The 24,337-nt window shown below is 62.2% G+C and carries 23 protein-coding genes, 1 tRNA gene and 1 rRNA gene; 6 read left to right on the top strand and 19 right to left on the bottom strand.

Annotation, left to right across the window (positions count from 1 at the left end):
* Positions 1-38 precede the first annotated feature (38 nt).
* The 4 genes from ubiD to trxA all read right to left on the bottom strand — a co-directional run bounded on the left by ubiD (position 39) and on the right by trxA (position 4,465).
* Positions 39-1,508 (bottom strand): 4-hydroxy-3-polyprenylbenzoate decarboxylase, encoded by a 1,470-nt coding sequence (gene ubiD, locus ACB033_RS21420; protein ID WP_005307312.1) that lies wholly within the window; start codon positions 1,506-1,508, stop codon positions 39-41.
* 30 nt (positions 1,509-1,538) lie between these two features.
* A complete protein-coding gene (locus ACB033_RS21415; protein ID WP_139726398.1) occupies positions 1,539-2,558 on the bottom strand; it encodes a hypothetical protein in 1,020 nt (339 codons plus the stop codon).
* Between the two features lie 107 nt (positions 2,559-2,665).
* Positions 2,666-3,931 carry a transcription termination factor Rho gene (gene rho / locus ACB033_RS21410; RefSeq protein ID WP_005307308.1) on the bottom strand — a complete coding sequence of 422 codons (1,266 nt, stop codon included), beginning with the start codon at positions 3,929-3,931 and terminating at the stop codon, positions 2,666-2,668.
* A gap of 207 nt (positions 3,932-4,138) precedes the next feature.
* On the bottom strand, positions 4,139-4,465 hold the full coding sequence (trxA, locus tag ACB033_RS21405; protein WP_005307306.1) for a thioredoxin TrxA: 327 nt from the start codon (positions 4,463-4,465) through the stop codon (positions 4,139-4,141).
* Between the two features lie 113 nt (positions 4,466-4,578).
* Between trxA and rhlB the strand changes: the two genes are divergently transcribed.
* From rhlB to ACB033_RS21385, 4 genes are all read left to right on the top strand, one after another.
* Positions 4,579-5,868, top strand: a complete 1,290-nt coding sequence (rhlB, locus tag ACB033_RS21400; protein WP_005307299.1) for an ATP-dependent RNA helicase RhlB — start codon at positions 4,579-4,581, stop codon at positions 5,866-5,868.
* 13 nt (positions 5,869-5,881) lie between these two features.
* Complete coding sequence (gene gppA, locus ACB033_RS21395; RefSeq protein WP_139726399.1) at positions 5,882-7,372, top strand: guanosine-5'-triphosphate,3'-diphosphate diphosphatase; 1,491 nt, start codon at positions 5,882-5,884, stop codon at positions 7,370-7,372.
* Positions 7,373-7,567: 195 nt separating this feature from the next.
* On the top strand, positions 7,568-8,548 hold the full coding sequence (locus tag ACB033_RS21390) for a DUF4382 domain-containing protein (protein ID WP_162852115.1): 981 nt from the start codon (positions 7,568-7,570) through the stop codon (positions 8,546-8,548).
* Positions 8,549-8,574: 26 nt separating this feature from the next.
* Positions 8,575-8,844: a Rho-binding antiterminator gene (locus ACB033_RS21385; protein WP_139432698.1), complete on the top strand. Its 270-nt coding sequence runs from the start codon at positions 8,575-8,577 to the stop codon at positions 8,842-8,844.
* Between the two features lie 60 nt (positions 8,845-8,904).
* On the opposite strand, the gene ACB033_RS21380 is transcribed toward ACB033_RS21385, so the two are convergent.
* Positions 8,905-9,651 carry a class I SAM-dependent methyltransferase gene (locus ACB033_RS21380; protein ID WP_026141124.1) on the bottom strand — a complete coding sequence of 249 codons (747 nt, stop codon included), beginning with the start codon at positions 9,649-9,651 and terminating at the stop codon, positions 8,905-8,907.
* A 76-nt stretch (positions 9,652-9,727) separates the two neighbouring features.
* On the opposite strand from ACB033_RS21380, the gene ACB033_RS21375 reads away from it, so the two are divergent.
* Positions 9,728-10,468, top strand: a complete 741-nt coding sequence (locus ACB033_RS21375) for an ABC transporter substrate-binding protein (protein WP_010635569.1) — start codon at positions 9,728-9,730, stop codon at positions 10,466-10,468.
* Positions 10,469-10,471: 3 nt separating this feature from the next.
* Here ACB033_RS21375 and ACB033_RS21370 read toward each other — a convergent pair whose 3' ends face one another.
* The 12 genes from ACB033_RS21370 to ACB033_RS21315 form a co-directional block, all read right to left on the bottom strand.
* Positions 10,472-13,015 (bottom strand): putative bifunctional diguanylate cyclase/phosphodiesterase, encoded by a 2,544-nt coding sequence (locus ACB033_RS21370; RefSeq protein WP_371140734.1) that lies wholly within the window; start codon positions 13,013-13,015, stop codon positions 10,472-10,474.
* 204 nt (positions 13,016-13,219) lie between these two features.
* Positions 13,220-15,262 carry an oligopeptidase A gene (gene prlC / locus ACB033_RS21365; protein ID WP_371140733.1) on the bottom strand — a complete coding sequence of 681 codons (2,043 nt, stop codon included), beginning with the start codon at positions 15,260-15,262 and terminating at the stop codon, positions 13,220-13,222.
* 227 nt (positions 15,263-15,489) lie between these two features.
* Positions 15,490-16,509, bottom strand: a complete 1,020-nt coding sequence (hemB, locus tag ACB033_RS21360) for a porphobilinogen synthase (RefSeq protein ID WP_042052090.1) — start codon at positions 16,507-16,509, stop codon at positions 15,490-15,492.
* 3 nt (positions 16,510-16,512) lie between these two features.
* The gene (locus ACB033_RS21355; protein WP_139726403.1) at positions 16,513-17,298 is read right to left on the bottom strand and encodes a TatD family hydrolase; all 786 of its coding nucleotides are present in this window, start codon (positions 17,296-17,298) and stop codon (positions 16,513-16,515) included.
* 111 nt (positions 17,299-17,409) lie between these two features.
* Positions 17,410-18,165: a twin-arginine translocase subunit TatC gene (tatC, locus tag ACB033_RS21350; RefSeq protein ID WP_005307280.1), complete on the bottom strand. Its 756-nt coding sequence runs from the start codon at positions 18,163-18,165 to the stop codon at positions 17,410-17,412.
* Complete coding sequence (gene tatB, locus ACB033_RS21345; RefSeq protein ID WP_139726404.1) at positions 18,162-18,611, bottom strand: Sec-independent protein translocase protein TatB; 450 nt, start codon at positions 18,609-18,611, stop codon at positions 18,162-18,164. Before tatB ends, tatC begins: the two co-directional genes overlap by 4 nt.
* Before the next feature lie 3 nt (positions 18,612-18,614).
* Complete coding sequence (gene tatA, locus ACB033_RS21340; RefSeq protein ID WP_005307275.1) at positions 18,615-18,866, bottom strand: Sec-independent protein translocase subunit TatA; 252 nt, start codon at positions 18,864-18,866, stop codon at positions 18,615-18,617.
* Positions 18,867-18,907: 41 nt separating this feature from the next.
* Complete coding sequence (gene ubiB / locus ACB033_RS21335; RefSeq protein WP_017783285.1) at positions 18,908-20,548, bottom strand: ubiquinone biosynthesis regulatory protein kinase UbiB; 1,641 nt, start codon at positions 20,546-20,548, stop codon at positions 18,908-18,910.
* Positions 20,548-21,156 (bottom strand): SCP2 domain-containing protein, encoded by a 609-nt coding sequence (locus tag ACB033_RS21330; RefSeq protein WP_017783286.1) that lies wholly within the window; start codon positions 21,154-21,156, stop codon positions 20,548-20,550. The genes ubiB and ACB033_RS21330 overlap by 1 nt, the downstream gene beginning before the upstream one ends.
* Before the next feature lie 8 nt (positions 21,157-21,164).
* Complete coding sequence (gene ubiE / locus ACB033_RS21325; protein WP_010635575.1) at positions 21,165-21,917, bottom strand: bifunctional demethylmenaquinone methyltransferase/2-methoxy-6-polyprenyl-1,4-benzoquinol methylase UbiE; 753 nt, start codon at positions 21,915-21,917, stop codon at positions 21,165-21,167.
* Positions 21,918-21,982: 65 nt separating this feature from the next.
* Entirely contained in the window at positions 21,983-22,360 is a 378-nt protein-coding gene (crcB, locus tag ACB033_RS21320; protein ID WP_005307266.1) for a fluoride efflux transporter CrcB, read from the bottom strand.
* Between the two features lie 85 nt (positions 22,361-22,445).
* On the bottom strand, positions 22,446-23,711 hold the full coding sequence (locus ACB033_RS21315; protein WP_139726405.1) for a cytosine deaminase: 1,266 nt from the start codon (positions 23,709-23,711) through the stop codon (positions 22,446-22,448).
* 92 nt (positions 23,712-23,803) lie between these two features.
* Here ACB033_RS21315 and ACB033_RS21310 point away from each other — a divergent pair, with 92 nt between their 5' ends.
* Positions 23,804-24,058 (top strand): hypothetical protein, encoded by a 255-nt coding sequence (locus tag ACB033_RS21310; RefSeq protein ID WP_010635577.1) that lies wholly within the window; start codon positions 23,804-23,806, stop codon positions 24,056-24,058.
* A 48-nt stretch (positions 24,059-24,106) separates the two neighbouring features.
* Here ACB033_RS21310 and ACB033_RS21305 read toward each other — a convergent pair.
* Positions 24,107-24,182: transfer RNA gene (locus ACB033_RS21305), tRNA-Thr, on the bottom strand.
* A gap of 47 nt (positions 24,183-24,229) precedes the next feature.
* A 5S ribosomal RNA gene (gene rrf / locus ACB033_RS21300) occupies positions 24,230-24,337 on the bottom strand; the annotation flags it as partial.

Below are 24,337 nucleotides of genomic sequence, written 5' to 3'. Positions count from 1 at the left end.
GGCCAGGCGGCACGGCCCGCCGGGCCGGCCGCCGCTCATCAACCGAGAATGTTCAGCTCGTCCCAGAGGGCATCGATCTTCTGCTTCACCGCCTCGTCCTGGACGATGGGCTGGCCCCACTCGCGGTTGGTCTCTCCTGGCCACTTGTTGGTGGCGTCCAGCCCCATCTTGGAGCCAAGGCCGGAGACCGGCGAGGCGAAGTCCAGGTAGTCGATCGGGGTGTGCTCGATCAGGGTGGTGTCGCGGGCCGGGTCCATCCGGGTGGTGATGGCCCAGATCACGTCCTTCCAGTCGCGGGCATTGATGTCGTCGTCGCAGACGATCACGAACTTGGTGTACATGAACTGGCGCAGGAAGGACCAGACCCCCAGCATCACCCGCTTGGCGTGGCCCGGATAGCGCTTCTTGATGGTCACCACCGCCATCCGGTAGGAGCACCCCTCCGGCGGCAGGTAGAAGTCCACGATCTCGGGGAACTGCTTCTGCAACAGCGGCACGAATACCTCGTTGAGCGCCACCCCCAGCACCGCCGGCTCATCGGGCGGACGGCCGGTGTAGGTGCTGTGGTAGATGGCATCCTTGCGCATCGTCATGTGGGTGATGGTGAAGACCGGGAACTCGTCCACCTCGTTGTAGTAGCCGGTGTGATCGCCATAGGGCCCCTCGGGAGCCAGCTCGCCCGGCTCCAGATAGCCTTCCAGCACGATCTCGGCGCTGGCAGGCACCTCCAGATCGCAGCTGATGGCCTTCACCACCTCGGTACGGCTGCCGCGCAGCAAACCAGCGAAGGCGTATTCGGAGAGGGTATCCGGCACCGGTGTCACCGCGCCGAGGATGGTCGCCGGATCGGCGCCCAGCGCCACCGCCACCGGGAAGCGCTCACCCGGATGGGCCTCCTGCCACTCGCGAAAATCGATGGCACCGCCGCGGTGATCCAGCCAGCGCATGATCAGCTTGTTCTTGCCGATCTTCTGCTGACGATAGATGCCGAGGTTCTGCCGTTTCTTGTAGGGGCCGCGGGTGATGGTGAGCCCCCAGGTGACCAGCGGCGCCACGTCGCCAGGCCAGCAGTGCTGGATCGGGATCTGGTCCAGATCGACCGCCTCTCCCTCCAGCACCCGCTGCTGGCAGGGGGCGGACGAGAGACGCTTGGTCGGCATGTTGAGTACCTGCTTGAAGATCGGCAGCTTCTCCATCAGCTCCTTGAAGCCACGGGGCGGCTCAGGCTCCTTCAGGTAGGAGAGCCAGGTCCCCACCTGGCGCAGGGCGGCCACGTTGGGCTGGCCCATGCCCATAGCGACCCGGTCCGGCGTGCCGAACAGGTTGGTCAGCACCGGCATGGCGTAACCCTTGGGATTTTCGAACAGCAGGGCCGGCCCACCCGCACGCAGGGTGCGGTCGCTGATCTCGGTCATCTCCAGATAGGGGTCTATCTCGCGCGTGATGCGCTTGAGTTGTCCGCTTTGTTCCAGCTGCGCGATGAAATCACGCAAATCCTTGTATTTCATGCAGGTACCCTGTGTGCAGGCGATGCCGCATTATAACTCCGGGGAGCCGGCGGGTGTACCCGGTTCGGGTTGCACCATCGGACTTGCATGACGCTTTTCCTGCCGGGTCAGCCGATCGGCAAGCTGGGCCAGCAGCCTCGGCTCGTCCACCTGCAACAGCAGGCTGGCCACCTGACCGCTGTACTGGCGGTTGCCCAGCTCCGCCAGCAGGAACTGCTGGGCCGTGTCGGGCAGCGGCGAAAGCTGACTGAGCTGGTGCAGGGCGGTCTGTTTGAGGGAGGCGTTGCGGCTGGCGGCGATCAGCAGATCGCTCGCCGTCTGACCCTGATGAAAGCGCCCCACGCTGGCCAGGGCCGCCACGCTGTCGTGATCCGCCGGTTGACGCCACAACTTCTGATAGAGGGCACTGTCGCCGGTACGCTCAGCCAGCAGCCGCAGCAAGCGGTTGTCGGGCAGGAAGATGTTCAGGTCGGCCAGCTTATGCGCCTCGCGCTGCAGCACAGTGACAGGCTGCCCGGCGAGCACGTTCAGCAGCGCCTGCTGTTGCTGGGCCAGATCCGGGTTGCGGCTGTTGTAAACCTGCTTGAACTCGAAGCGGTTCGCCTCCAGCAGCTGGCGGTAGTTGTCCTGCCAGGCCTGCTGCTGCCAGCGGCTCAGCACCTGCCGCGCCGCGGCGGCAAAGTCGTAGGCGGGTTGCTGCACCAGAAAGCCGTCCACCTCTTTTTCCACCAGCCAGCTGGGGGCCTTGAACGACTGGGCGCGCACCCAGGCCAGCAGTTGCGGGCTGGCAGCCCTGGGCTGACCATCGAGGGTGGCAAGCAGCTGGCACAGCAGATACTCCCGCTGCCCCACGGCCAGGGAGTCCAGCAGGGAATCGATGGCGGCAAACTGTCCCTGCTGCAAGCGGCCGGTCAGGTAGTCGAAGTGGCCCTGCAGCCCCTCGTCGGCCACCAGCGCTATGCGGGGCGCCGTCCCGCCGGGCGGGGTCTGGCCCGCCAAAGCCGGCGGCACCAGCAGCCAGCTCAGCATTATCAAGAGTACATGCTTCATGACGTCCCTATCCTTGTGACATCGAGGTTTCATACTACTCAGGCGACCGCAAAATAGATAAACAAAAACCGCGACCTGGGCCGCGGTTTCATCATTTTTCGAGTCGGTTACTTCTGCTGGCGCCGCATGGCGTCGAAGAACTCGTCGTTGGTCTTGGTCATCGCCAGCTTGTCGATGAGGAACTCGATGCCGTCGATCTCGCCCATCGGGTGGACAATCTTGCGCAGGATCCACATCTTCTGCAGCTCGTCGCCGGTGGTCAGCAGCTCTTCCTTGCGGGTACCGGAACGGGTGATGTCGATGGCCGGGTAGACGCGCTTCTCGGCGATCTTGCGCGAGAGGTGCAGTTCCATGTTGCCGGTGCCCTTGAACTCTTCGTAGATGACTTCATCCATCTTGGAGCCGGTATCGATCAGCGCGGTGGCGATGATGGTCAGGCTGCCGCCCTCTTCAACATTGCGCGCGGCACCGAAGAAGCGCTTCGGACGGTGCAGAGCGTTGGCGTCCACACCACCGGTCAGTACCTTGCCGGATGACGGGATGACGGTGTTGTAGGCACGGGCCAGACGGGTGATGGAGTCCAGCAGGATCACCACGTCCTTCTTGTGCTCGACCAGACGCTTGGCCTTCTCGATCACCATTTCGGCGACCTGGACGTGACGGGAAGCCGGCTCGTCGAAGGTGGAGGCGATCACTTCGCCCTTCACCATCCGCTGCATCTCGGTCACTTCTTCCGGACGCTCGTCGATCAGCAGGACGATCAGTTCGCAGTCGGGGTGGTTGTAGGCGATGCTCTGGGCGATGTTCTGCAGCAGCATGGTCTTACCGGCCTTGGGCGGTGCGACGATGAGGCCGCGCTGGCCTTTACCGATCGGGGATGCCAGATCCAGTACGCGGGCGGTGATGTCTTCGGTGGAACCGTTGCCACGCTCCATGCGCAGACGCTCGTTGGCGTGCAGCGGAGTGAGGTTTTCAAACAGGATCTTGTTGCGGGAGTTTTCCGGACGGTCGTAGTTGACCTCGTTGACCTTGAGCAGCGCGAAGTAGCGTTCGCCCTCTTTCGGCGGCCGGATCTTGCCGGAGATGGTATCGCCGGTGCGCAGGTTGAAGCGGCGGATCTGGCTCGGGGAGACGTAGATGTCGTCCGGGCCGGCCAGGTAGGAGCCGTCTGCACTACGCAGGAAGCCGAAACCATCGGTCAGGATTTCCAGCACACCGTCGCCGAAGATATCCTCGCCACCCTTGGCGTGCGCCTTGAGGATCGCGAAAATAATGTCTTTCTTGTGCGCCCGAGCCAGATTTTCCAACCCCATGGATTCGCCAAGCTGTACCAGCTCGGACACAGGAGTGTTCTTTAATTCAGTCAGATTCATAGTGGTGAAAGTCTGTAAGCAAGGATTGAAATGAGGAGACAGTCTGCTGGATTGATGCTGATCGGATTTGATTTGCCGGGCTGATGTGTGAGCAAAGAGTCAGGCAAAAAGGTTAGCAAACGAGCGATAAATTAGCACCAATCGGGGTGAGCGTCTAGGTGATAAAACAGAAGGAGCGCATTATTGCAATGCGCTCCTCGATGATTATTACAGGTTGCCGTCCAGGAACTCTTTCAGCTGAGTCTTGGACAGGGCACCGACCTTGGTCGCTGCCACTTCGCCATTCTTGAACAGCAAGAGGGTCGGAATACCACGAATGCCATATTTGGGCGGAGTGTCGGCGTTATGGTCGATGTTCAATTTCGCTACGGTCACACGACCGGCATACTCTTGGGCGACTTCGTTCAGGATCGGGGCAATCATCTTGCACGGACCACACCATTCGGCCCAGAAGTCGACCAGAACGGCGCCATCGGCTTTGATTACATCTGCCTCGAAGCTGGCATCGCTCAGCTGAACAATCTTGTCACTCATCTCCAACTCCAGTCAGTAATTAAGGCTTTATTGACGTATCAACAAAGGCAATAGTTGCCCTATTTGAAATGATCCTGTTTATTATTGCAAGCCTAACCTGATAACCTACCGCCATGAGCAAAACACACTTAACGACCGACAAATTCGCCCAAATGGGCCTCGAACCCGAAGTTCTGGCTGGTCTGGAATCAAAGGGATTTCACTATTGCACCCCCATCCAGGCACTCTCTCTGCCGCTGCTGGTAGAAGGCCATGACCTCGCCGGCCAAGCCCAGACGGGTACCGGCAAAACCATCGCCTTCCTGGCTGCCACCTTCAACTATCTGCTGACCCACCCGCTGACCAAGCCGCGCCTCATCAATCAGCCGCGCGCCATCATCATGGCCCCGACCCGGGAGCTGGCAGTACAGATTTACAACGATGCCGACAGCATGGCCGCCTCGACCGGCCTCAAGCTCGGCCTCGCCTACGGCGGTGAAGGGTACGACAAGCAGCTGGCCGTGCTGGAGCAGGGTGTCGACATCCTGATCGGCACCACAGGCCGCATCATCGACTACTTCAAGTCCAAGGTCATCGATCTGAGCAACATCCAGGTCGTGGTGCTGGACGAAGCGGATCGCATGTTCGATCTCGGCTTCATCAAGGACATCCGTTTCCTGTTCCGCCGCATGCCGCCCGCTACCGAGCGTCTGAGCATGCTGTTCTCCGCCACCCTCTCCCTTCGGGTGCAGGAGCTGGCCTACGAACACATGAACCACCCGGAACATGTGCAGGTCGAGCCGGAGCAGATGACCGGCGTACGAATCAAAGAAGAGCTCTTCTACCCTTCCAACGAAGACAAGATGTTGCTGCTGCTCTCCCTGATGGAAGAGGAGTGGCCGGAGAAAGCCATCGTCTTCGCCAACACCAAGCACGTCTGTGAAGACGTTCACGCCTGGCTGGAGAATGACGGCCACCGGGTCGGTCTGCTGACCGGCGACGTGCCACAGAAGAAGCGGATGAAGATCCTGGAGGACTTCACCAAGGGTGCGGTAGACATTCTGGTTGCCACCGACGTGGCCGCCCGTGGTCTGCACATCCCCGACGTGACCCACGTCTTCAACTACGACCTGCCCGACGACGCCGAGGACTACGTACACCGCATCGGTCGTACCGGTCGTGCCGGCAAGAGCGGTCACTCCATCAGCCTGGCCTGTGAAGACTATGCCTTCAACCTGCCGGCCATCGAGGAGTACATCCACCACCCGATCCCGGTCAGCAAGTATGACCGCGAGGCGCTGCTGGATGACGTGACCGCGCCGAAACGGGTGTTCCGCAACCGTCAGCCGGTGAACCGCAACATGCGCGATCGCCAGGGCGGTGGCAACAGCAACAACCGTCGTCGTCCTCCCCGCAAAAGCTGAAGGATAGGCCCAGTTGCACAACTCGCCTCTCTATGCCGCCATCGACCTCGGCTCCAACAGCTTTCACATGCTGGTGGTGCGCGAGGTCGCCGGTGCCCTGCGCACCGTCACCAAGGTCAAGCGCAAGGTGCGCCTCGCCGCCGGTCTGGATGCCGATTTTCGTCTCAGCCGTGCCGCCATGGAGCGGGGCTGGGACTGTCTGCGCCTCTTCTCCGAGCAGCTGCAGGACATTCCGGCCGACAACATCCGGGTCGTCGGCACCGCAACCCTGCGGCTGGCCACCAACGTCGACGAGTTTCTGCGTGAAGCGGAACGGGTGCTCAACCACAACATCGAGATCATCTCGGGTGAGGAAGAGGCCAAGACCATCTATGAAGGGGTCTCCTGGACCTCGGCGGGGGAAGGCAACCGGCTGGTGATCGACATCGGCGGCGCCAGCACAGAACTGGTGATCGGCGAACAGAGCGAGGCCAAGCTGCTCAACAGCCTGCACATGGGCTGCGTCACCTGGCTCAACAACCACTTCGGTGACGGCGAGCTGAGCGAAGCGCGCTTCAACCAGGCCATTGCCGCCGCCAAAATGGTGCTGGATAAGGTGTCGGACGATTACCGCGTGCTCGGCTGGCGCACCTGTGTCGGCGCCTCCGGCACGGTGCAGGCGCTGCAGGAGATCATGCTGGCGCAGGGCAAGAGCGAGCGGGTCACCCTACCGAAGCTGCAGGAGCTGATGGGTCAGGCCATCGCCTGTGGCAAGCTCGACCAGCTGCAACTGGAAGGGCTGGCGGCCGAGCGGCTGACCGTGTTCCCCTCCGGCCTCGCCATCCTGATCGCCATCTTCGAAACCCTCGGCATCGAGAGCATGACGCTGGCCGGCGGCGCCCTGCGCGAAGGCTTAATCTACGGCCTGCTCGGCAACAATCACGACTGTGATGCCCGCGATCGTACCGCCGACAGCCTGATCAGCCGCTACCAGCTGGACAAGGAGCACGCCGAGCGGGTGCGCGATACCGCCATCGAGGCGTTCACCCAGCTGCAGCCGGCCTGGCGTCTCTCCAAGCGCTACGGTCGCCCGATCCTGCGCTACGCGGCCCTGCTGCACGAGATCGGTCTGTGCATCGAGTACAAGAAGGCGCCGCAACACGCCGCCTACATCATCGACAACATCGACATGCCGGGTTTCACCCCCGCGCAGAAGAAGCTGCTGTCGGCCCTGCTGTTCAACCAGCGGGACGAATTCAAGCTGGAACCGCTGGAGAAGCAGGGTGCCGTCACGGCTCGCCAGGCGATCCGGCTGGCCCGCATCCTGCGCATCGCGCTGATCCTCTGCATGCGCCGCACCCAGGGCACTGTGCCGATCTTTACCCTGCAGGCGGATGACGAGGCCTTGACGCTGACCCTGCCCAAGGGGTGGCTGGACGAGCACTACCTGCGCGCCAGCGAGCTGCGCCTCGAAGTGGAGCGCCAGCAGAAGATGGGCTGGCCTACCCGGCTGCTGGAAGCCTGATTGGGCCCAGCCCAATCAGTGCCCCAAGGTTCCGACAATCTCTTTCGCAGCCAGCACTGGCGCCACTCAGGCCTGCCCCTTGATTTTATTGGGCTGACGGGCTGATCCCGCCCTTGCGTCTGGGCTCTGCCTCCCCCTCATGGCCTACGTTCGACTAGAGTAGGGTTGTCTTCACAACCAACCGGAATGGACGCCATGAAACCTTTGACCCTGATCGGACTGACCGCCCTGCTCACCGCCTGCGGCGGCGGGGGCGGCGACAACAGCAGCCAGCCACCACAGGCCCAGCTCTCGCTGGCCTTCTCCGACGCCCCGGTAGATGGCGTCAGCAAGGTCTGCATCGCCGTCTCCAACATCAGCATCCACCCCGTCGCCGGCACCGAGCAGAGCTGGACCACCGCCAGTTTCCTCACCTCGGCCCAGGACGATGGTTGCACCCCGAGCGGCGAGACCATTCCGCTCGACAGCGCAGGGAGGCCGCTGTTTACCTACATCGATCTGCTGAGCTATCAGGGTTCCGCCAGTCGCCCCCTGCTGGCCAGCCAGAGCGTGGTGCCCGGCAACTACAGCCAGATGCGGCTGCGGGTGCTGGACGGGCGGGAGGTCGCCAACCAGTTTCTGGACGGCACCCCCTACTCCTACGTCAAGCAGGATGATGGGGTGATCAAGCCGCTCGAGGTGCCCAGCAGCGAGCTCAAGCTGGACGCCTTCACCATCGCCGCCAACGGCCTCAGTGCCTTCACCACCGAATTCGATCTGCGCCAGTCCATGGTGCTGCCAGGCCACGAGCAGTACTACAAGCTCAAGCCGAGAGGCGTACGGCTGGTGAACAACACTCAGGTCGCCACCGTCAAGGGCTCGGTCGCGGCCGGGCTGTGCGGTGGTCAGCTGACCGACAAGGCCTTCGTCTACTTCTACCAGCCCAGAAGCGACGACAACTACCCCGACATGGCGGACAGCGACAACGGCTTCTACGCCAGCGCCCCCGTGCTGCCGCAGACCGGAGGCGGCTTTGGCTACGAGCTGGGATTTGTTAATCTCGGCAGCTACGATCTGGTGCTGGTCTGCAACGGCGACGAGGATGATCCGGCAGTGGCCGACGATCCGCTGCAGCAGGTGCAGATACAGAAAGCCCAGACGGTGGTGGCGCCCACCACCAGCATCAACTTCCAGTAACGGGCGACAAGGGGGACGACGACCGCATGAGCAGATACCAACCCATCAGTTGCGATCTCTACGACTGGCTGGAGATCGCCGCCAGCTGGCAGCTGCCGGTCACCCTCACCTGTAAGGATGGCCGCCAGTGGGCGGACAAGATCCGCACCATAGAGGCCAGAGAAGGGGTCGAGTACCTGCTGCTGCACGGCGGCGAACGGCTCAGCCTGGCGGAGCTGGCGACCATGACGCTCAACTGGCAGGGGGAGGAGAAGCTGATCCGCTTCGCCCTGTCAGCACCAGCCGACAGCCAATAGATGGCAAGAGGGCCAACCCCATCGGGTTGGCCCTCTTCTTTATATCCCTCGCGTGCGGCGTTATCCCGCCAGCGCCGCCATCACGTAGACATCGAAGCGGTTGCTTTTGGTCTCGATGGCCATGCTCGGCTTCTGCTCGTTGAGCCAGCCGGCGTAGTCCGGCCGCTTCACCACCACCCGCCGGTCCGCCATGGTGAGCGCCGCCGGCAGCAGGGCATCGGCGTCGAGATCCGCCCCCACCAGCGACTGGAACACCCGCATCTCTTTTTTCACCAGCGCCGACTTCTGCTTGTGGGGGAACATGGGATCGAGGTAGATGACATCCGGCCGCTCGGCCAACCCCAACAGGGTCTCCACCGCAGGGCCGTGCAGCAACTGCATTCGCTCGCGCACCCAGGGGCCTATCTCGGGATCCTGTGCGGCGCGCGCCAGCCCGTCCTGCAACAGGGCCGCCACCACGGGGCTGCGCTCGATCATGGTCACCTTGCAGCCGAGGGAGGCGAGCACGAACGCATCGCGCCCCAGCCCGGCGGTGGCATCCACCACGGTCGGCATGGCGCCCGCCTTGAGCCCCACCGCCTTGGCGATGGACTGGCCACGGCCGCCGCCGAACTTGCGGCGATGAGCCACCGCCCCTTCGACGAAATCCACGTAGACAGCGCCCAGCTTGGGTTCGTCCAGCTTGCGCAGCTCCAGCCGCTCCGGGGTGAACACCAGGGCAAACTGGGGCAGGTCGATCTGGTCAAGCTGGCTGTTCAGGGCTTCTGCCTGGGCCGCCTTGGCGGGGTCTTCGAGGAGGATTTGCATGGGCTCTGGATGCATTCTAAGTTCAGTGAACCGAGTGTATCACAGCCCCTTTACGTGGCTGTAGGGAGGAAACCCCATGCACCTGCTTATCGCCCTGCTGCTTGCCGCCCAGAGCGGCGGCCAGCTCAAGGTCTGCGGCGTTGACTGGCCCCCCTTCTCCTACGCCGAACAGGGCAAGCTGATGGAGGGCATATCGGTCGAGATCCATCAAGAGGTGGCACACCGCCTCGGCATGCAGCTCACCCTGCTCGAACTGCCGTGGGGACGCTGCGAACAGTACGTCAACACCGAGCTGGCGGACGGCATTCTCGACAACGCGCCCCTCCCCGGCTGCTACCACTCCGATCTTGCCACCGCCTTCTACCCGCTGGCCGCCTATGTGCGCAGCGACAGCCCGCTGCAAACCTTCTCGTGGGAGATGGCCAAGGGGCTGAAAGTGGGGATGGTCAGGGGCTATGACTACACCGACAGGATCAAGCACTTCACCGGCTGGGTGCCCATCAAGGCCCACTCCGACAAGCAGCTGCTGCTGATGTTGGAGAAGAGCCGGGTCGACCTGATAGTGCTGGATTACTTCTCGGCCCCCATTCTCTCCAGAGAGCAGGACGTCAAGATCCGCGCACTCACCCCCTTTCTCGACTCGACTCCGCTCTACCTCTGCTTCGGCAAGCAGAAGGCTGACCTGCTGCCCGCCTACAACAAAGCGCTGCAACAGATGCTGGACGAAGGGGTACTGGATCGCATCTATCTGCGCTATCTCGGGGAGGATTACCGGACACTGAAGGAGAAACAGGAGAGGATGAAAGCGGCGCAGTAAGGGTTAGCTGGTCTGCAGGAACATGCTCTTGTCGTTGAGCTGCAAATACTCGGTGAGGTCGTCGTAGGCGAGCGGCCGGCTCAGCAGATAACCCTGGGTGAAGGCACACCCCTTCTGGCAGAGGAAGTTGAGCTGCTCGCGGGTCTCCACCCCCTCGATCACCACCTGCATGCCGAGGTTGTGCACTATGTTGATGATGCCGTCCAGCAGCAGCCGGTCCTGCTCGTTGAACGGAATGTGGCGCACGAAGGCCCGGTCGATCTTCACCAGGTCCACCGGGAAGTTGCGCAGATAATTGAGCGCCGAGTAGCCGGTACCGAAGTCGTCGATGGCCAGCTTGCAGCCTGCCTCGCGCAGGGCATCGATCCGCACCCTGTGCTGATCGCTGGTCTCCATCAGCAGGGATTCGGTGATCTCGATGACGATGTCCGCCGGATCCAGCCCGAAGTGGTGGATCACCTTGAGCCACTCGCTCGCCTCCGGATCTATGGTCTGGAACTCCAGGGTGGAGCGGTTGATCGACATCTGCAGATCCGGGAAGCCGGATTGCTGCAGCCGCGCCAGATCCCGGCACGACTGCCACAGCACCAGCGCCCCCAGCCCCTGGATGAGCCCGGCCTCCTCCGCCAGCGGAATGAAGTCCGCCGGCGACACCTGACCCCAGTGCGGGTGATACCAGCGTACCAGCGCCTCCAGCTTGGCGACCCGGCCGCTGCGGTTGTCCCAGATCGGCTGGTAGGCCATGGTCAGCTGCTCGAGCTTGATCGCCTCCGCCAGATCCTGCTGCATCTGGTGACGCTGGCGCACCTCTTCGCGCATGGAGGCACAGTAGCTACCGAGCAGCCGCCCCTGCCGCTTGGCGGCAAACAGCGCCTGCTCGGCGTTGCGCAGCAGCTCGTCGCTCTCCAGCCCGTCGCCCGGGCAGAGGGTGATGCCGATGGTGGCCGTCACGTAGAGGTGCTGGTTGGCCAGCATGAAGGGGCGGGCGAAGCCGCCGACCACCTGCTTGGCAAACACCTCGGCCTGACGGCGGTTGACGATGCCGGGCACCAGGAAGGCGAACTCGTCGCCGCCGATGCGGGCCACCAGATCTTCGGTGCGCACCCGGCTCACCAGCCGATCCGACACCTCCCGCAGCAGGGCGTCACCGGCATGGTGATCCATGCTGTTGTTGACCGCCTTGAAGTTGTTGAGATCGAGCACCATCAGTGCGAAGCGCTCGCCCCGCTCGCAGAAGCGGCTGAGGCAGCGGCCGAACAGCCAGCGGTTGGGCAGCCCGGTGAGATTGTCGTAGTTGGCCTGGGCGGCGATCTTCTGCTCCGCCAGCTTGGTCTGGGAGAGATCGCTGAAGATGGCGATGTACTGGCTGATCCGCCCCCCTTCCCGCAGGGTGCTGATCATCAGCTGCTGGGGGTAGAGCTTGCCGTTCTTGCGCTTGTTCCATACCTCGCCGCGCCACACCCCCACCCGCTCCAGCGCGTGGTACATGTCGGCGTAGAAGGCCTGATCGTGCAGGCCGGACTTGAGCAGGCTGGGGCGCTGGCCACACACCTCCTCCTCGCTGTAGCCGGTGATCTGTTCGAACGCCGGGTTGACCGAGATGATGCGACTGTCGGCGTCGCACACCAGGATCGCCTCGGATAGGTTGTCATAGACCCGGTGGGAGAGCTTGAGCTGCTCGGCGTGACGCTTGAGGGGGTCTATGTTCTCCAGCACCACCATCAGGTAGTCGGGCTGCAATTGATCGTCCCGCACCAGGGTGACGGTAACCCGCCCCCACAGCAGCTGGCCGTCACGGTGCAGATAACGCTTCTCCTGGGTGAAGGCGGTACGCTCGCCGCGCCTGAGCTCTTCATAGCAGGCGACGCTGCGCAGCCAGTCTTCCGGATGATTGAGCTCGGCTGCGTTGCGATGAACCAGCTCCTCCTGGCTGTAGCCCAGCATCTTTTCGATGGCCGGATTGGTCCAGAGGATCTTGCCGTCCAGATCGAGCTTGCCGATCCCTACCGGGGCGTGGGACATCATGGTGTGCAGAAAATCGTGGTACTCGGGCTGGGGCGGCGCCGGCTGCTGCAGCATCAGCGCCAGTTCGCGCCCTGCCAGCGGAGCCAGCAGGCGCAGCAGGCCCATCACCTTGTCCATGTTGGTGAGCGGCCGCTTGAACAGCAGGCTGCAGATGCCCACCGTCTCCCCCTGCGCACTCTTGAGGGCGATGCCGGCATAGGCCTGGACCTGCCAGGCCTGCAACACGGCGGCGTGGGGGAACAGCTGCTGTACCCGATCGCTGAACCAGGCCTCGCCCTCCTGCAGGGTGATCTCCCCCAGGGTGGCGCTGACCGGAAAACTGAAGCGGGTCGTATCGAGAGAGGCAGGATAGGTTGCATGCACCTTGCAGGAGAGCCCCGCTTGATCCCTACCCGAAATAAGGACGAAGTCGGCCCCCACCGCTGCTGCGATTTCACTCACAAAGGTATCGAAATATCCCTGACCACTCGAATGAGACAGACTTGAGATGATTTGATAGACAGACTCGAGTGCTCGCCTCATGGCAAGGTTCTTTCTCTCCTTGGAAGGTAGACCCCGACTCTACTGAAGAGGCGGGAACAGTGCAAACATGCTATCCGCAAGATATTAAAATGCCTTGAGAAAAGGGACCAAAAGGTCCCTTTTTATCTCAAAAATCACGCGGTGATCGCACTCTGTGGCAGAGGTGTACCTGCTTGAAGCTCACGCCTGGCGGGGCCTGCAGCCTCATGCGGCAATCCCGCTGTGGCGCAGCAAGGCATCCACCTGAGGCTCACGACCACGGAAGGCGCGGAACAGCTCCATCGGCTCCTTGGAACCACCCTTCTCCAGGATGTTCTTCAGGAAGGAGTGGCCGGTCACCGGGTTGAAGATCCCCTCCTCCTCGAAGCGGGAGAAGGCGTCGGCGGAGAGCACTTCCGCCCACTTGTAGCTGTAGTAGCCCGCCGCATAACCGCCGGCGAAGATGTGGGAGAAGCTGTGCTGGAAGCGGTTGAAGGCCGGCGGCGTCATCACCGCCACCTCTCGACGCACCTCGTCCAGCAGCGCCGGGATCTGATCCGCATTGGCCGGGTCAAACTCCTGGTGCAGACGGAAGTCGAACAGGGCGAACTCCAGCTGGCGCAGCATCTGCATGGCCGCCTGGAAGTTGCGGGCGGTCAGCATCTTCTCCAGCAGATCGGCAGGCAGCGGCTCGCCGGTCTCGTGATGGCCGGAGATGAAGGCCAGTGCCTCGGACTCCCAGCACCAGTTCTCGAGGAACTGGCTCGGCAGCTCCACCGCATCCCAGGCCACGCCGTTGATGCCGGCCACGCCGGCCACGTCGATCCGGGTCAGCATGTGGTGAATGCCGTGGCCGAATTCGTGGAACAGGGTGACCACTTCGTTGTGGGTGAACAGGGCGGGTTTGCCATCCACCGGGCCGTTGAAGTTGCAGGTCAGGTAGGCCACGGGCTTTTGCAGCGAGCCGTCCTGACGGTAGCGACGACCCAGGCAGACATCCATCCAGGCGCCACCCTGCTTGTGCTCGCGGGCATAGAGGTCGAGATAGAAGCTGCCGCGCAGCTCGTCCTCGGCGTCGAAGATGTCGTAGAAGCGCACGTCCGGGTGCCAGGTGTCGATGCCGAGGCGCTCGCGCACCTTCATGCCGAACACCCGCTTGACCACCTCGAACAACCCTTTCACCACCTTGCTGGCGGGGAAGTAGGGGCGCAGTTGCTCGTCGGAGATGGAGAATTTGTGCTGCTTGAGCTTCTCGGCGTAATAGGGGATATCCCAGGCCGCCAGCTCGCTCTGGCCGTGCTGTTCGCTGGCGAAGGCGCGGATCTCTTCGAGCTCGGCCTTGCCCTGCGACAGGGAGCGGCGCGCCAGATCGGTGAGGAAGTTCACCACCTGCTCCGGCTTGTCCGCCATCTTGGTGGCCAGGGAGAGCTCGGCGTAGTTGGCAAAGCCCAGCAGTTGGGCCAGCTCGCGGCGCAGGGTGAGCAGCTCGGTCATGATGGCGGAGTTGTCCCACTTGCCGGCATTGGGGCCCTGGTCGGAGGCGCGGGTGGTGAAGGCCTCGTACAGCTCGGCGCGCAGGCCGCGGTTGTCGGCATACATCATCACCGGCAGGTAGGAGGGGATGTCCAGAGTGAACAGCCAGCCTTCCTTGCCCTTCAGCTCGGCCAGCTGGCGAGCGGCGGCCTGTGCACTCGCAGGCAGCCCGGCCAGCTCGGCCTCGTCGGTCACCAGCTTGCTCCAACCCTGGGTCGCGTCCAGCACGTTGTTGCTGAAACGGGAGGCCAGCTCGGAGAGACGGGCCTGGATCTCGCCGTAGCGCTGCTGTGCCTCGGCAGGCAGGCCGATGCCGGACAGGCGAAAATCGCGCAGGGTATTCTGGATCTCCTTGCGCTGGGCGGCGCTCAGCAGGGGGAAATCGTCGCTCTCGGAGAGGGCCAGGTAGGCTTGATAGAGCCCTTCGTGCTGACCGACATAGGTCTGGAATTCGGACAGCAGCGGCAGGCAGGCGTCGTGGGCCTCGCGCAGCGCCTCGCTGTTGAGCACGGAGTTGAGGTGGCTGACCGGCGACCAGATCCGGGACAGACGGTCATTTACCTCTTCCAGCGGGGCGATCAGGCTGTCCCAGGTGTGGGGCTCGCGCTGGGCCAGCACATCGCTGATCTTCTGTTTGCAATCGGCAATGGCCTGCGTCACGGCAGGCTGTACCTGGTCGGGCTGGATCTGGCTGAACGGGGGCAGCGAGTCCATTGTCAGCAAAGGGTTAGTCATCCGGCAATACCTCTAAATTCTCTACAGCCCCTGCCGTCCAGAAGCTTGCTTGGACTACCTAAGATGTAGGCAGAAACCCCATTAATCAAGCCTTTGCCATCGAGAGCGAGGGCCGCTGCCCACATTTGGTCAAAAGGTGCGCACAAAACGACCAGATAGCCCCCCAGAAACGACAATGCCGGCCCCGGGGCCGGCATTGTCTGCATTGCACTGAAGGCGTCCTGCCATCAGGTCCGGGCATCTTCCTTCAGCCACTGCGCCACGCGCTTGGCGAAGTAGGTGAGGATGCCGTCGGCCCCGGCCCGCTTGAAGCAGAGCAGGGACTCCATGATGCTCTCCTTCTCCTTCAGCCAGCCGTTCTGGATCGCCGCCATGTGCATGGCGTACTCGCCGCTCACCTGGTAGGCAAAGGTCGGCACGCCGAACTGATCCTTCACCTGGCGGATCACGTCCAGATAGGGCATGCCCGGCTTGACCATCACGCTGTCGGCCCCTTCCTGGATATCCAGCGCCACCTCGTGCAGGGCTTCGTTGCTGTTGGCCGGATCCATCTGATAGGTGGCCTTGTTGCTCTTGCCGAGGTTGCCGGCCGAGCCGACCGCGTCGCGGAACGGGCCGTAGTAGCAGGAAGCGTACTTGGCGGAGTAGGCCATGATCTGGGTGTTGATGAAGCCGTTCTCTTCCAGCGCCGCGCGAATGGCACCGATACGGCCATCCATCATGTCGGACGGCGCCACGATATCGACCCCGGCGGCAGCATGGGAGAGCGCCTGTTTCACCAGGATCTCGGTGGTGATGTCGTTCAGCACATAGCCTTCATCATCGATGATGCCGTCCTGACCGTGGGTGGTAAACGGGTCGAGCGCCACGTCGGTGATGACCCCCAGCTCCGGGAAGCGGGCCTTCAAGGCACGCACGGTGCGCTGGGCCAGCCCGTCCGGGTTGTAGGCTTCTTCCGCCAGCAGGCTCTTCTGCTCGAGTGGAGTGACCGGGAACAGGGCGATGGCCGGCACGCCGAGCGCCACCAGTTCGGCAGCCTCCTCCAGCAACAGATCGATGGAGAGACGCTCCACCCCAGGCATGGAGGGGACGGCTTCACGGCGGTTCTCCCCCTCCAGCACGAACACGGGGTAGATGAGATCATTGGCGGTCAGTACGTTCTCGCGTACCAGACGACGGCTGAAATCATGTTTGCGCACCCGGCGCAGGCGGCGGCCCGGAAAGGCGCCTGGAAGAGTTGTAGCCATGAGTCACTCCAAAAGAGGAAGTTGGAAAAACGCGGCGGAGGTGGCCCGGGTATGGGCCAGCAAGGCCTCGGGCGCTTCACCACGGCAGGCCGCCACCACCTGGGCGATGTGCGGCAAAAAAGCGGGTTCGTTGCGTTTGGGTCTGGGTTTCAGATCCCGCGGCACCAGGTAGGGGGCGTCCGTCTCTATCATCAGCCGGCCGGCCGGAATGCGGGCCACCTGCTCGCGCAGCAACTGACCACGGCGTTCGTCACAGAGCCAACCGGTCACCCCGATATGCAGCCCCAACGCCAGACACTCGTCCAGCTCCTCATCGGAGCCGGTGAAGCAGTGCAGCACGGCCCCCGGCAGCTTGGGCAGCCAGGGGCGCAGGATCTCTATGAAACGGGTGTGGGCATCGCGGCAATGGAGAAACACCGGCATCCCGAGCTCGGCGGCCAGCGCCAGCTGGGCGTCGAACACCGCGTCCTGCACCGGACGGGGCGAGAAGTCGCGATTGTAGTCGAGACCGCACTCGCCGATGGCCACCACCTGGGGCAGTGCCGCCAGCGTGCGCAGGGCCGGCCAGGTGTGGTCATCCACGCTCTTGGCGTCGTGGGGGTGTATCCCGGCGGTGGAGAAGCAGTAGCCAGGCCAGCGGGCGGCCAGGGTGGCGCTCTCGCGGCTGCCGACCAGATCGGTGCCGGTCAGGATCAGCGCCTCCACCCCGGCGGCGCGGGCGCGGGCCACCAGATCGGCCTGTTCATCGGCGAACTGGCTGCTGGTCAGGTTTACACCTATGTCGATCATGGGGTCAGCGGGTCCGAACAAAAGGAAGACATTTCAGGTATTTGAAAACCATCTACTCGATGGGGCCTTACCATACGCCTCGAACGGGAGCATGAAAAGAGGAAGGGAGCCTCAGCTCCCCTCTTCCGTTGATTCCTGTTGCTCCTCGTCCTCTTTCTTCACGTAGAAGCGGGCGAAGAACAGACCTATCTCCCACAAAGCCCACATGGGGATCGCGAGCAGGGTCTGGGAAAAGACATCGGGCGGCGTCAACAGCATGCCGACCACGAACACCCCGACGACGACGTAGGGACGCTTCTCCTTCAGGCTCTTGGGGGTGGTCACCCCGGTCCAGCACAGCAGTATGGTGGCCACCGGAATTTCGAACGCCACCCCGAACGCGAAGAACAGGGTCAGCACGAAGTCCAGATAGCTGGCAATGTCGGTCGCCACCGTTACTCCGGCGGGCGCGGTGCTGGTGAAGAAACCAAACACCAGCGGGAACACCACGTAGTAGGCAAACGCCATGCCGGCGTAGAACAACACGGCACTGGAGGCGACCAGCGGCATGATGAGACGCCGTTCATGCTGGTACAGACCGGGGGCGATGAAGGCCCAGGCCTGGTAGAGCAGATAGGGGATCGCCACGAAGAAGGAGACCACCAGGGTCAGCTTGATGGGCGTCAGGAAGGGCGTCGCCACGTCCGTCGCTATCATGCTGGTCCCTTCCGGCAGCTGGCTGAGCAGCGGCTGGGCTACGAAGTCGTAGATGTTGTTGGAGAAGTAGATCAGCGCGATGAACACCAGCAGGATGGCGGTGATGGAACGCAGCAGGCGCGTTCTCAGCTCCACCAGGTGGCTGATCAGGGGTTGTTCGGCCTGACTCATGGCTGCTTCACCTCCCCTTGTTCGGTACGTGGCTGGGCACCGGGGCGCTCATCCACGATCGCAGTCTGTTCCGGCGCGGCCACCGCGGCGGCTGGTGGCACAGATTCCTCCTTCACCTCGGCCGATGCCGGTGCAGGATGGATGGTGTTTTGCTGTTCGTATGGACGGGTCACCGATTGTGCGGCCGCTTTCAGCTGCTCGATAGACTCCTGCAGCTCGGGGCTCAGGTTGTTCATCTGCAGCTGTTCGGCCTTCTTCAGGTCGTTGTGCAGATCCTGCAACTTGAGCTCCTGCTCCAGCTCGGCCTTGACCGAGTTGGCAGTGCTGCGGATCAGTCTGATCCAGTGGCTGGCGGTACGGATCGCCACGGGCAGCCGCTCGGGGCCGAGCACCACCAGGGCGACGACACCAATGACAACCAGCTCCCAGAAACCGATATCGAACATGGCTTAGGCCTGATCTTTATCTTTCTGCTTGGCGGCATCGCTAGGCTGGCCGGCCGCTTCGTTCAGCTGCTTCGGCGGAAACTCGGCATCCTTCTGCTCGGACTTGGCATCGCTCGGCTCGTCAGAGAGCGCCTTCTTGAAACCCTTGACCGCGGCGCCCAGATCACCACCGATGCCACGCAGCTTCTTGGTACCAAACAGCAGCACGACGATGACTGCGATGATCAACAATTGCCAAATACTGATACCACCCATGATTTTTATCTCCAGGACAGGCGCCCGCTGGCGCGGTTTATTTAATGAGAACGGGTCCGCAACCAACCCAGCAGCCAGCATAACCCGGCGCCGGCGAGGCTGATTTGTCCCCACTCAATGTGTTGTTTTTGGGTCAGCAAGAATACACCGGCCAATAGCAGGCTGGCTCCAACCCCTAAGAGGTAGCGAGCCTGACCCTGCCGACGACTGTGACGGCGGAACTCGGCGAACATCTGGTCGAAATGGTGCTGTTGATGGCGAGTCTGGCGCAGGGTCTCGTAGACCAGCTCCGGCAGTTCCGGCAGCTTCTCCGCCCAGAATGGCGCCTTCTCCTTGATGGCGGTCCACACCGCCTTGGGCCCCACCTGCTGGTACATCCAGTTTTCCAGATAGGGTTTGGCAGTCTGCCACAGGTCCAGCTGGGGATAGAGTTGACGACCCAGCCCTTCCACATAGAGCAGGGTTTTCTGCAGCAACACCAACTGCGGCTGCACCTGCATGTTGAAGCGACGGGCGGTGTTGAACAGGTTGAGCAGCACGTGGCCGAACGAGATCTCGGACAGCGGCTTCTCGAAGATGGGTTCAAGCACGGTGCGGATGGCGAACTCGAACTCGTCCACCTTGGTATCGGGCGGCACCCAGCCGGACTCCACGTGCAGCTCGGCCACCCGGCGGTAGTCGCGGTTGAAGAAGGCGAGGAAGTTCTCCGCCAGGTAGCGCTTGTCTTCCCGGTTGAGGGTGCCGACGATGCCGCAGTCGATGCCGATCCAGAGCGGATTCTCGGGGTGCTCATAGGAGACGAAGATGTTGCCCGGGTGCATGTCGGCATGGAAGAAGCTGTCACGGAACACCTGGGTGAAGAACACCTCCACCCCGCGCTCGGCCAGCAGCTTCATGTTGGTGCCGTTGGCCTCCAGCGCCGCGATGTCGGAGACCGGAATGCCGTAGATCCGCTCCATCACCAGCACCTGCTCGCGGCAGTGCTCGGTGAACACCTCGGGCACGTAGAGCGCCTCTGAGCCGGTGAAGTTACGGCGCAGCTGGATGGCGTTGGCCGCCTCCCGCATCAGGTTGAGCTCGTCGAGGATGGTCTTGCGATACTCCTCCACCACCTCGATGGGGCGCAGTCGTCCGCTCTGGGGCACGAAACGGGCCACCAGACGGGCCAGCGCCTGCATCAGCCGCAGGTCGGCCTCGATGACCGGTTCGATATCGGGACGGATCACCTTGATGACGATCTCGCGGCCGTTCTCCTTCAGCCTGGCGGTATGCACCTGGGCGATGGAGGCGGACGCCAGCGGCGTCTCGTCGAAGTCGTCGAACAGGGTCTCAATGGTGCAGCCCAGGCTCGCCTCGATCTGGCGACGGGCGGCCTGACCGCAGAAGGGGGGCACCCTGTCCTGCAGCAAAGCCAGCTCCTCGGCGATGTCAGGCGGCAGCAGATCGCGCCGGGTCGAGAGCATCTGGCCGAACTTGATGAAAATGGGGCCGAGTGCCTCGAAGGCGAGCCGGATGCGGGCACCGCGGCTCAGCTCCTGGCGTTTGTTCTTGAGCCAGAACAGGCTGCGGCGGGCCAACCGGCCGGGCCAGGGCTGATAACGGGCGGGTACCAGCTCGTCGATGCCCTGCTCCAGCAGGATGCTGATGATGCGATAGAGGCGCTTGAACTCCTTAGGTGTCATCAGGCTACTCGCTGTTCGAAGCGGGCCAGCCGCAGCTCGACCGCTTTCATCTGTTGCGCCAGCAGCTCGACATCGTCATTGAAGCTGGCCACTTCCAGCGGACCCGGCGCAAGCCGGATCTCTTCGGTCAGATACTCGGCCAACTGACGCTGGCTGCGGCACAGTTCACGGCCCAGCAAGCGATGCGCCTGACGAGCACCACGCAGCAGAGTGTGGGCCAGCACGTCGCCGGTATAACGGGACAGCTCCTCTTCCCAGTCAATGTCGAGCTCACCCAGCAGCACGCTGAACGCCTGCACCAGCTGGGGGTCGCCGCTCAGATCCAGCTTCTCCTCGCGGATGTAACGCGTCAGAGAGGAGGGATCCTTGAGCAGGCCGAGGGCAGTCAGGGAGAGGCTCAGCACCGCATCGGCCTCCCCTTCAAACTTGGCCAGCACATCCAGCCGGCGCCCGGAGAAGACAAACCAGAGCGGCTTGAGCTCGCGCAGCTCCAGTTTGAGTACCTTGCCCGCCAGCTTGCGCAGCCGCTCGGGGCTCTGCTTGTCCAGTTCCAGCAGCCGGTTGAGGCTGGTTTCGATCACCGCGGTGACCATGGCATCCATCGGCATAGGCGACCTTAAAACTTGTAACCGCGGTGCAGGGCGACCACGCCCTGGGTCAGGTTGTAGAACTCCACCTGCTCGAAACCGACATTTTCCATCATGCCGGCCAGGGTCTGCTGATCCGGGTGCATGCGGATGGATTCCGCCAGGTATTTGTAGCTTTCGCTGTCGTTCGCGACGATTTCGCCCATTTTCGGCAGCAGTTTGAAGGAGTAAAGGTCATAGAGCTTGGCGATCACTTCGCTCACCGGCTTGGAGAACTCCAGCACCAGCAGACGGCCGCCCGGCTTCAGTACCCGGAACATGGAGGCGAGCGCCTTGTCCTTGTCGGTAACGTTGCGCAGGCCGAAGCCGATGGTGATGACGTCGAAATGGTTGTCCGGGAAGGGGAGCGCCTCGGCGTTGGCCTGAACGTAGGAGACGTTGTTGGCCACCCCCAGGTTGCGCAGCTTATCGCGACCCACCTTGAGCATGGAATCGTTGATGTCGGCCAGCACCACCTGACCGGTTTCACCGACGATGCGGGAGAACTTGGCGGTCAGATCGCCGGTACCACCGGCCAGATCCAGCACCTTCTGGCCCTTGCGCACACCGGAGCAGTCGATGGTGAAGCGCTTCCACAGGCGGTGGATGCCGAACGACATCAGATCGTTCATCAGATCATACTTGGCTGCCACCGAATGGAAGACGCCGGCGACCAGGGTTTCCTTCTCGGTCGCGGCCACGGTTTTAAAGCCAAAATGCGTTGTCGTAGTCTGTTCTGACATCCCTTAAACACCCATAGAGCAAAGAATGGCCGCCAGTTTACCAGAGCCAATGGCGTGCGGACACCTTAAACCCGGCTGGCGACCAACTGCATCCCCAGCACCACCATGGCCAGACAGAGAAACAGGTTGAGGCCGATGTTGAGCAGCGCCTTGAGATAAGCGCCGTGCTGGGCCAGCGCTACCGTGTCCAGCGCAAAAGAGGAGAAGGTGGTGAGGGCACCGAGGATCCCCACCATCAACAGCGGCTTCATCGGGTGTTCGGCTATGTGGCCGTGCAGGATGAGGGCGTAGGCTACCCCCATGATGAAGGAGCCGATCAGATTGACCATCAGGGTGCCGTAGGGGAAGTGGCGCCCCAGCAGCAGCGCCATCAGCTCGGCGATGCCAAAACGCAGGCAGGCACCGATGGCCCCACCGGCAGCAACAAATAACCAGGTTTGCATGGAAGCAGACTCCACAGTATCAGGCCGACATTATGCAAAATGTCGACCCGGGGGGACAGCAGGGCAATTAATCGACGCCCTCGGCTCAACGGCGAAAATCGACCGGTTCGCTCTGCTCCAGGTGCAGCGTGGTCTGGGCAGGCCTGGTGTCGGCAATCAATTTGCCATGGCGAATGGAGTAGCGCACCGGCACCTGGCGGCGCACCGCATCAAAGCCGTTTTCGGCAGGCAGGATCAGCAGGTTGGCCGGCTTGCCCAGCTCGATGCCATAACGATCCTGCACGTTCAGAGTGCGGGCACTGTGACTGCCGATCAGCTTGAGGCTGTCGTTGATCTCTTCGTACCCCATGATCTGACAGACATGCAGCCCCATGTGCAACACCTGCAGCATGTTGGCCGTCCCCATGGGATACCAGGGATCGAACACGTCGTCGTGACCGAAGCAGACGTTGATGTTCGCCGCCAGCATCTCCTTCACCCGGGTGATGCCGCGGCGCTTGGGATAGCTGTCGAACCGCCCCTGCAGGTGGATATTCACCAGCGGGTTGGCGACGAAGTTGAGGTCGGCCAGCTTCAACAGCCGGAACAGGCGCGACGCATAGGCCCCGTTGTAGGAGTGCATGGCGGTGGTGTGGCTGGCGGTCACCTGCTGGCCCATGCCGCGCTCGTAGGCCAGGGTCGCCAGCGTCTCGATAAAGCGGGACTGCTCATCATCGATCTCGTCACAGTGCACATCGACCAGAACTTGATACTTCTCGGCAAGATCGAACACATAGTGCAGGCTTTCGACCCCATATTCCCGAGTGAACTCGAAATGGGGGATGGCGCCGATCACGTCGGCACCCAGCTTGAGGGCCTCTTCCAGCAACGCCTTGCCGTTCGGGTAGGAGAGGATCCCCTCCTGCGGGAAGGCGACGATCTGCAGCTCCACCCACTCCTGCATCTCTTCCCTCACCTCCAGCATCGCCTTGAGAGCGACCAGATTGGGATCGGAGACATCGACGTGGGTACGGACGAACTGGATACCGTTGGCGATCTGCCACTTCAGCGTCTGGATGGCGCGCCGTTTCACATCCTCGTGGGTCAGCATTGCCTTGCGCTCGGCCCAGCGTTCTATCCCCTCGAACAGGGTGCCGGAGAGGTTCCAGCTCGGCTCGCCCGCCGTCTGGGTGGTATCGAGATGGATGTGCGGTTCGATAAAGGGGGCAATGGCGAGCCCCTCCTCCCCATCCAGCTCATGGGTGGAGAGCAGATGAGTGCTCATGGGCTCGATGGCACGGATCAGGCCATCCTGGCAGAGGATCTGCCAGGTCCCCTCCCTGCCGGCCAGGCGCAGGTTCTTTATCAGCATGTTTTTCTTCCTTTTTTCAGCCGCCAATTGCTTTTTCAAGCCACAACTTAGCTTGGATCAATTTGATAGAAAAGCGTTCATATTGAATACATATGAGACTGTTACTATTGATAGACAGCAACAATAAAAGGGAGTTGATTGGGATGAAAGCAGGATTGACCGAGATCGGCAGCGCAGGCTTGTTTCACGAGTATCTGCAGACGCTGGGCATCAGCAAGCCACCATTGACCTCGATAGAGAAGCAGTGGGAATACAAACGCGATGAACGACTGGTGGCTGCCATCCAGATAGAAGCGTCGGGACAGCCCCGTTTCTATCTCGATGCCAGACAGATATCGATGAATTGAAAAAGCAGAAACAAAAAAGCCTCCCGATTGGGAGGCTTTAATATTTAATGGTGCTGATACCCAGAATCGAACTGGGGACCTCATCCTTACCAAGGATGCGCTCTACCGACTGAGCCATATCAGCACACTAACCGGTAAAGACCACGCTCAGTGCGCAATCTTGAAATTGGTGCCTGGCAGTGTCCTACTCTCGCATGGCGAATGCCACACTACCATCGGCGCTACAGCGTTTCACTTCTGAGTTCGGCATGGGGTCAGGTGGTTCCACTGCGCTATTGC

Origin of the sequence: Aeromonas sp. S15(2024) (genome assembly GCF_041402265.1) — a bacterium.
In the GTDB taxonomy this organism is placed as follows: Bacteria; Pseudomonadota; Gammaproteobacteria; order Enterobacterales; family Aeromonadaceae; genus Aeromonas; species Aeromonas dhakensis.
This window is presented reverse-complemented; position numbering and strand designations above follow the sequence as displayed.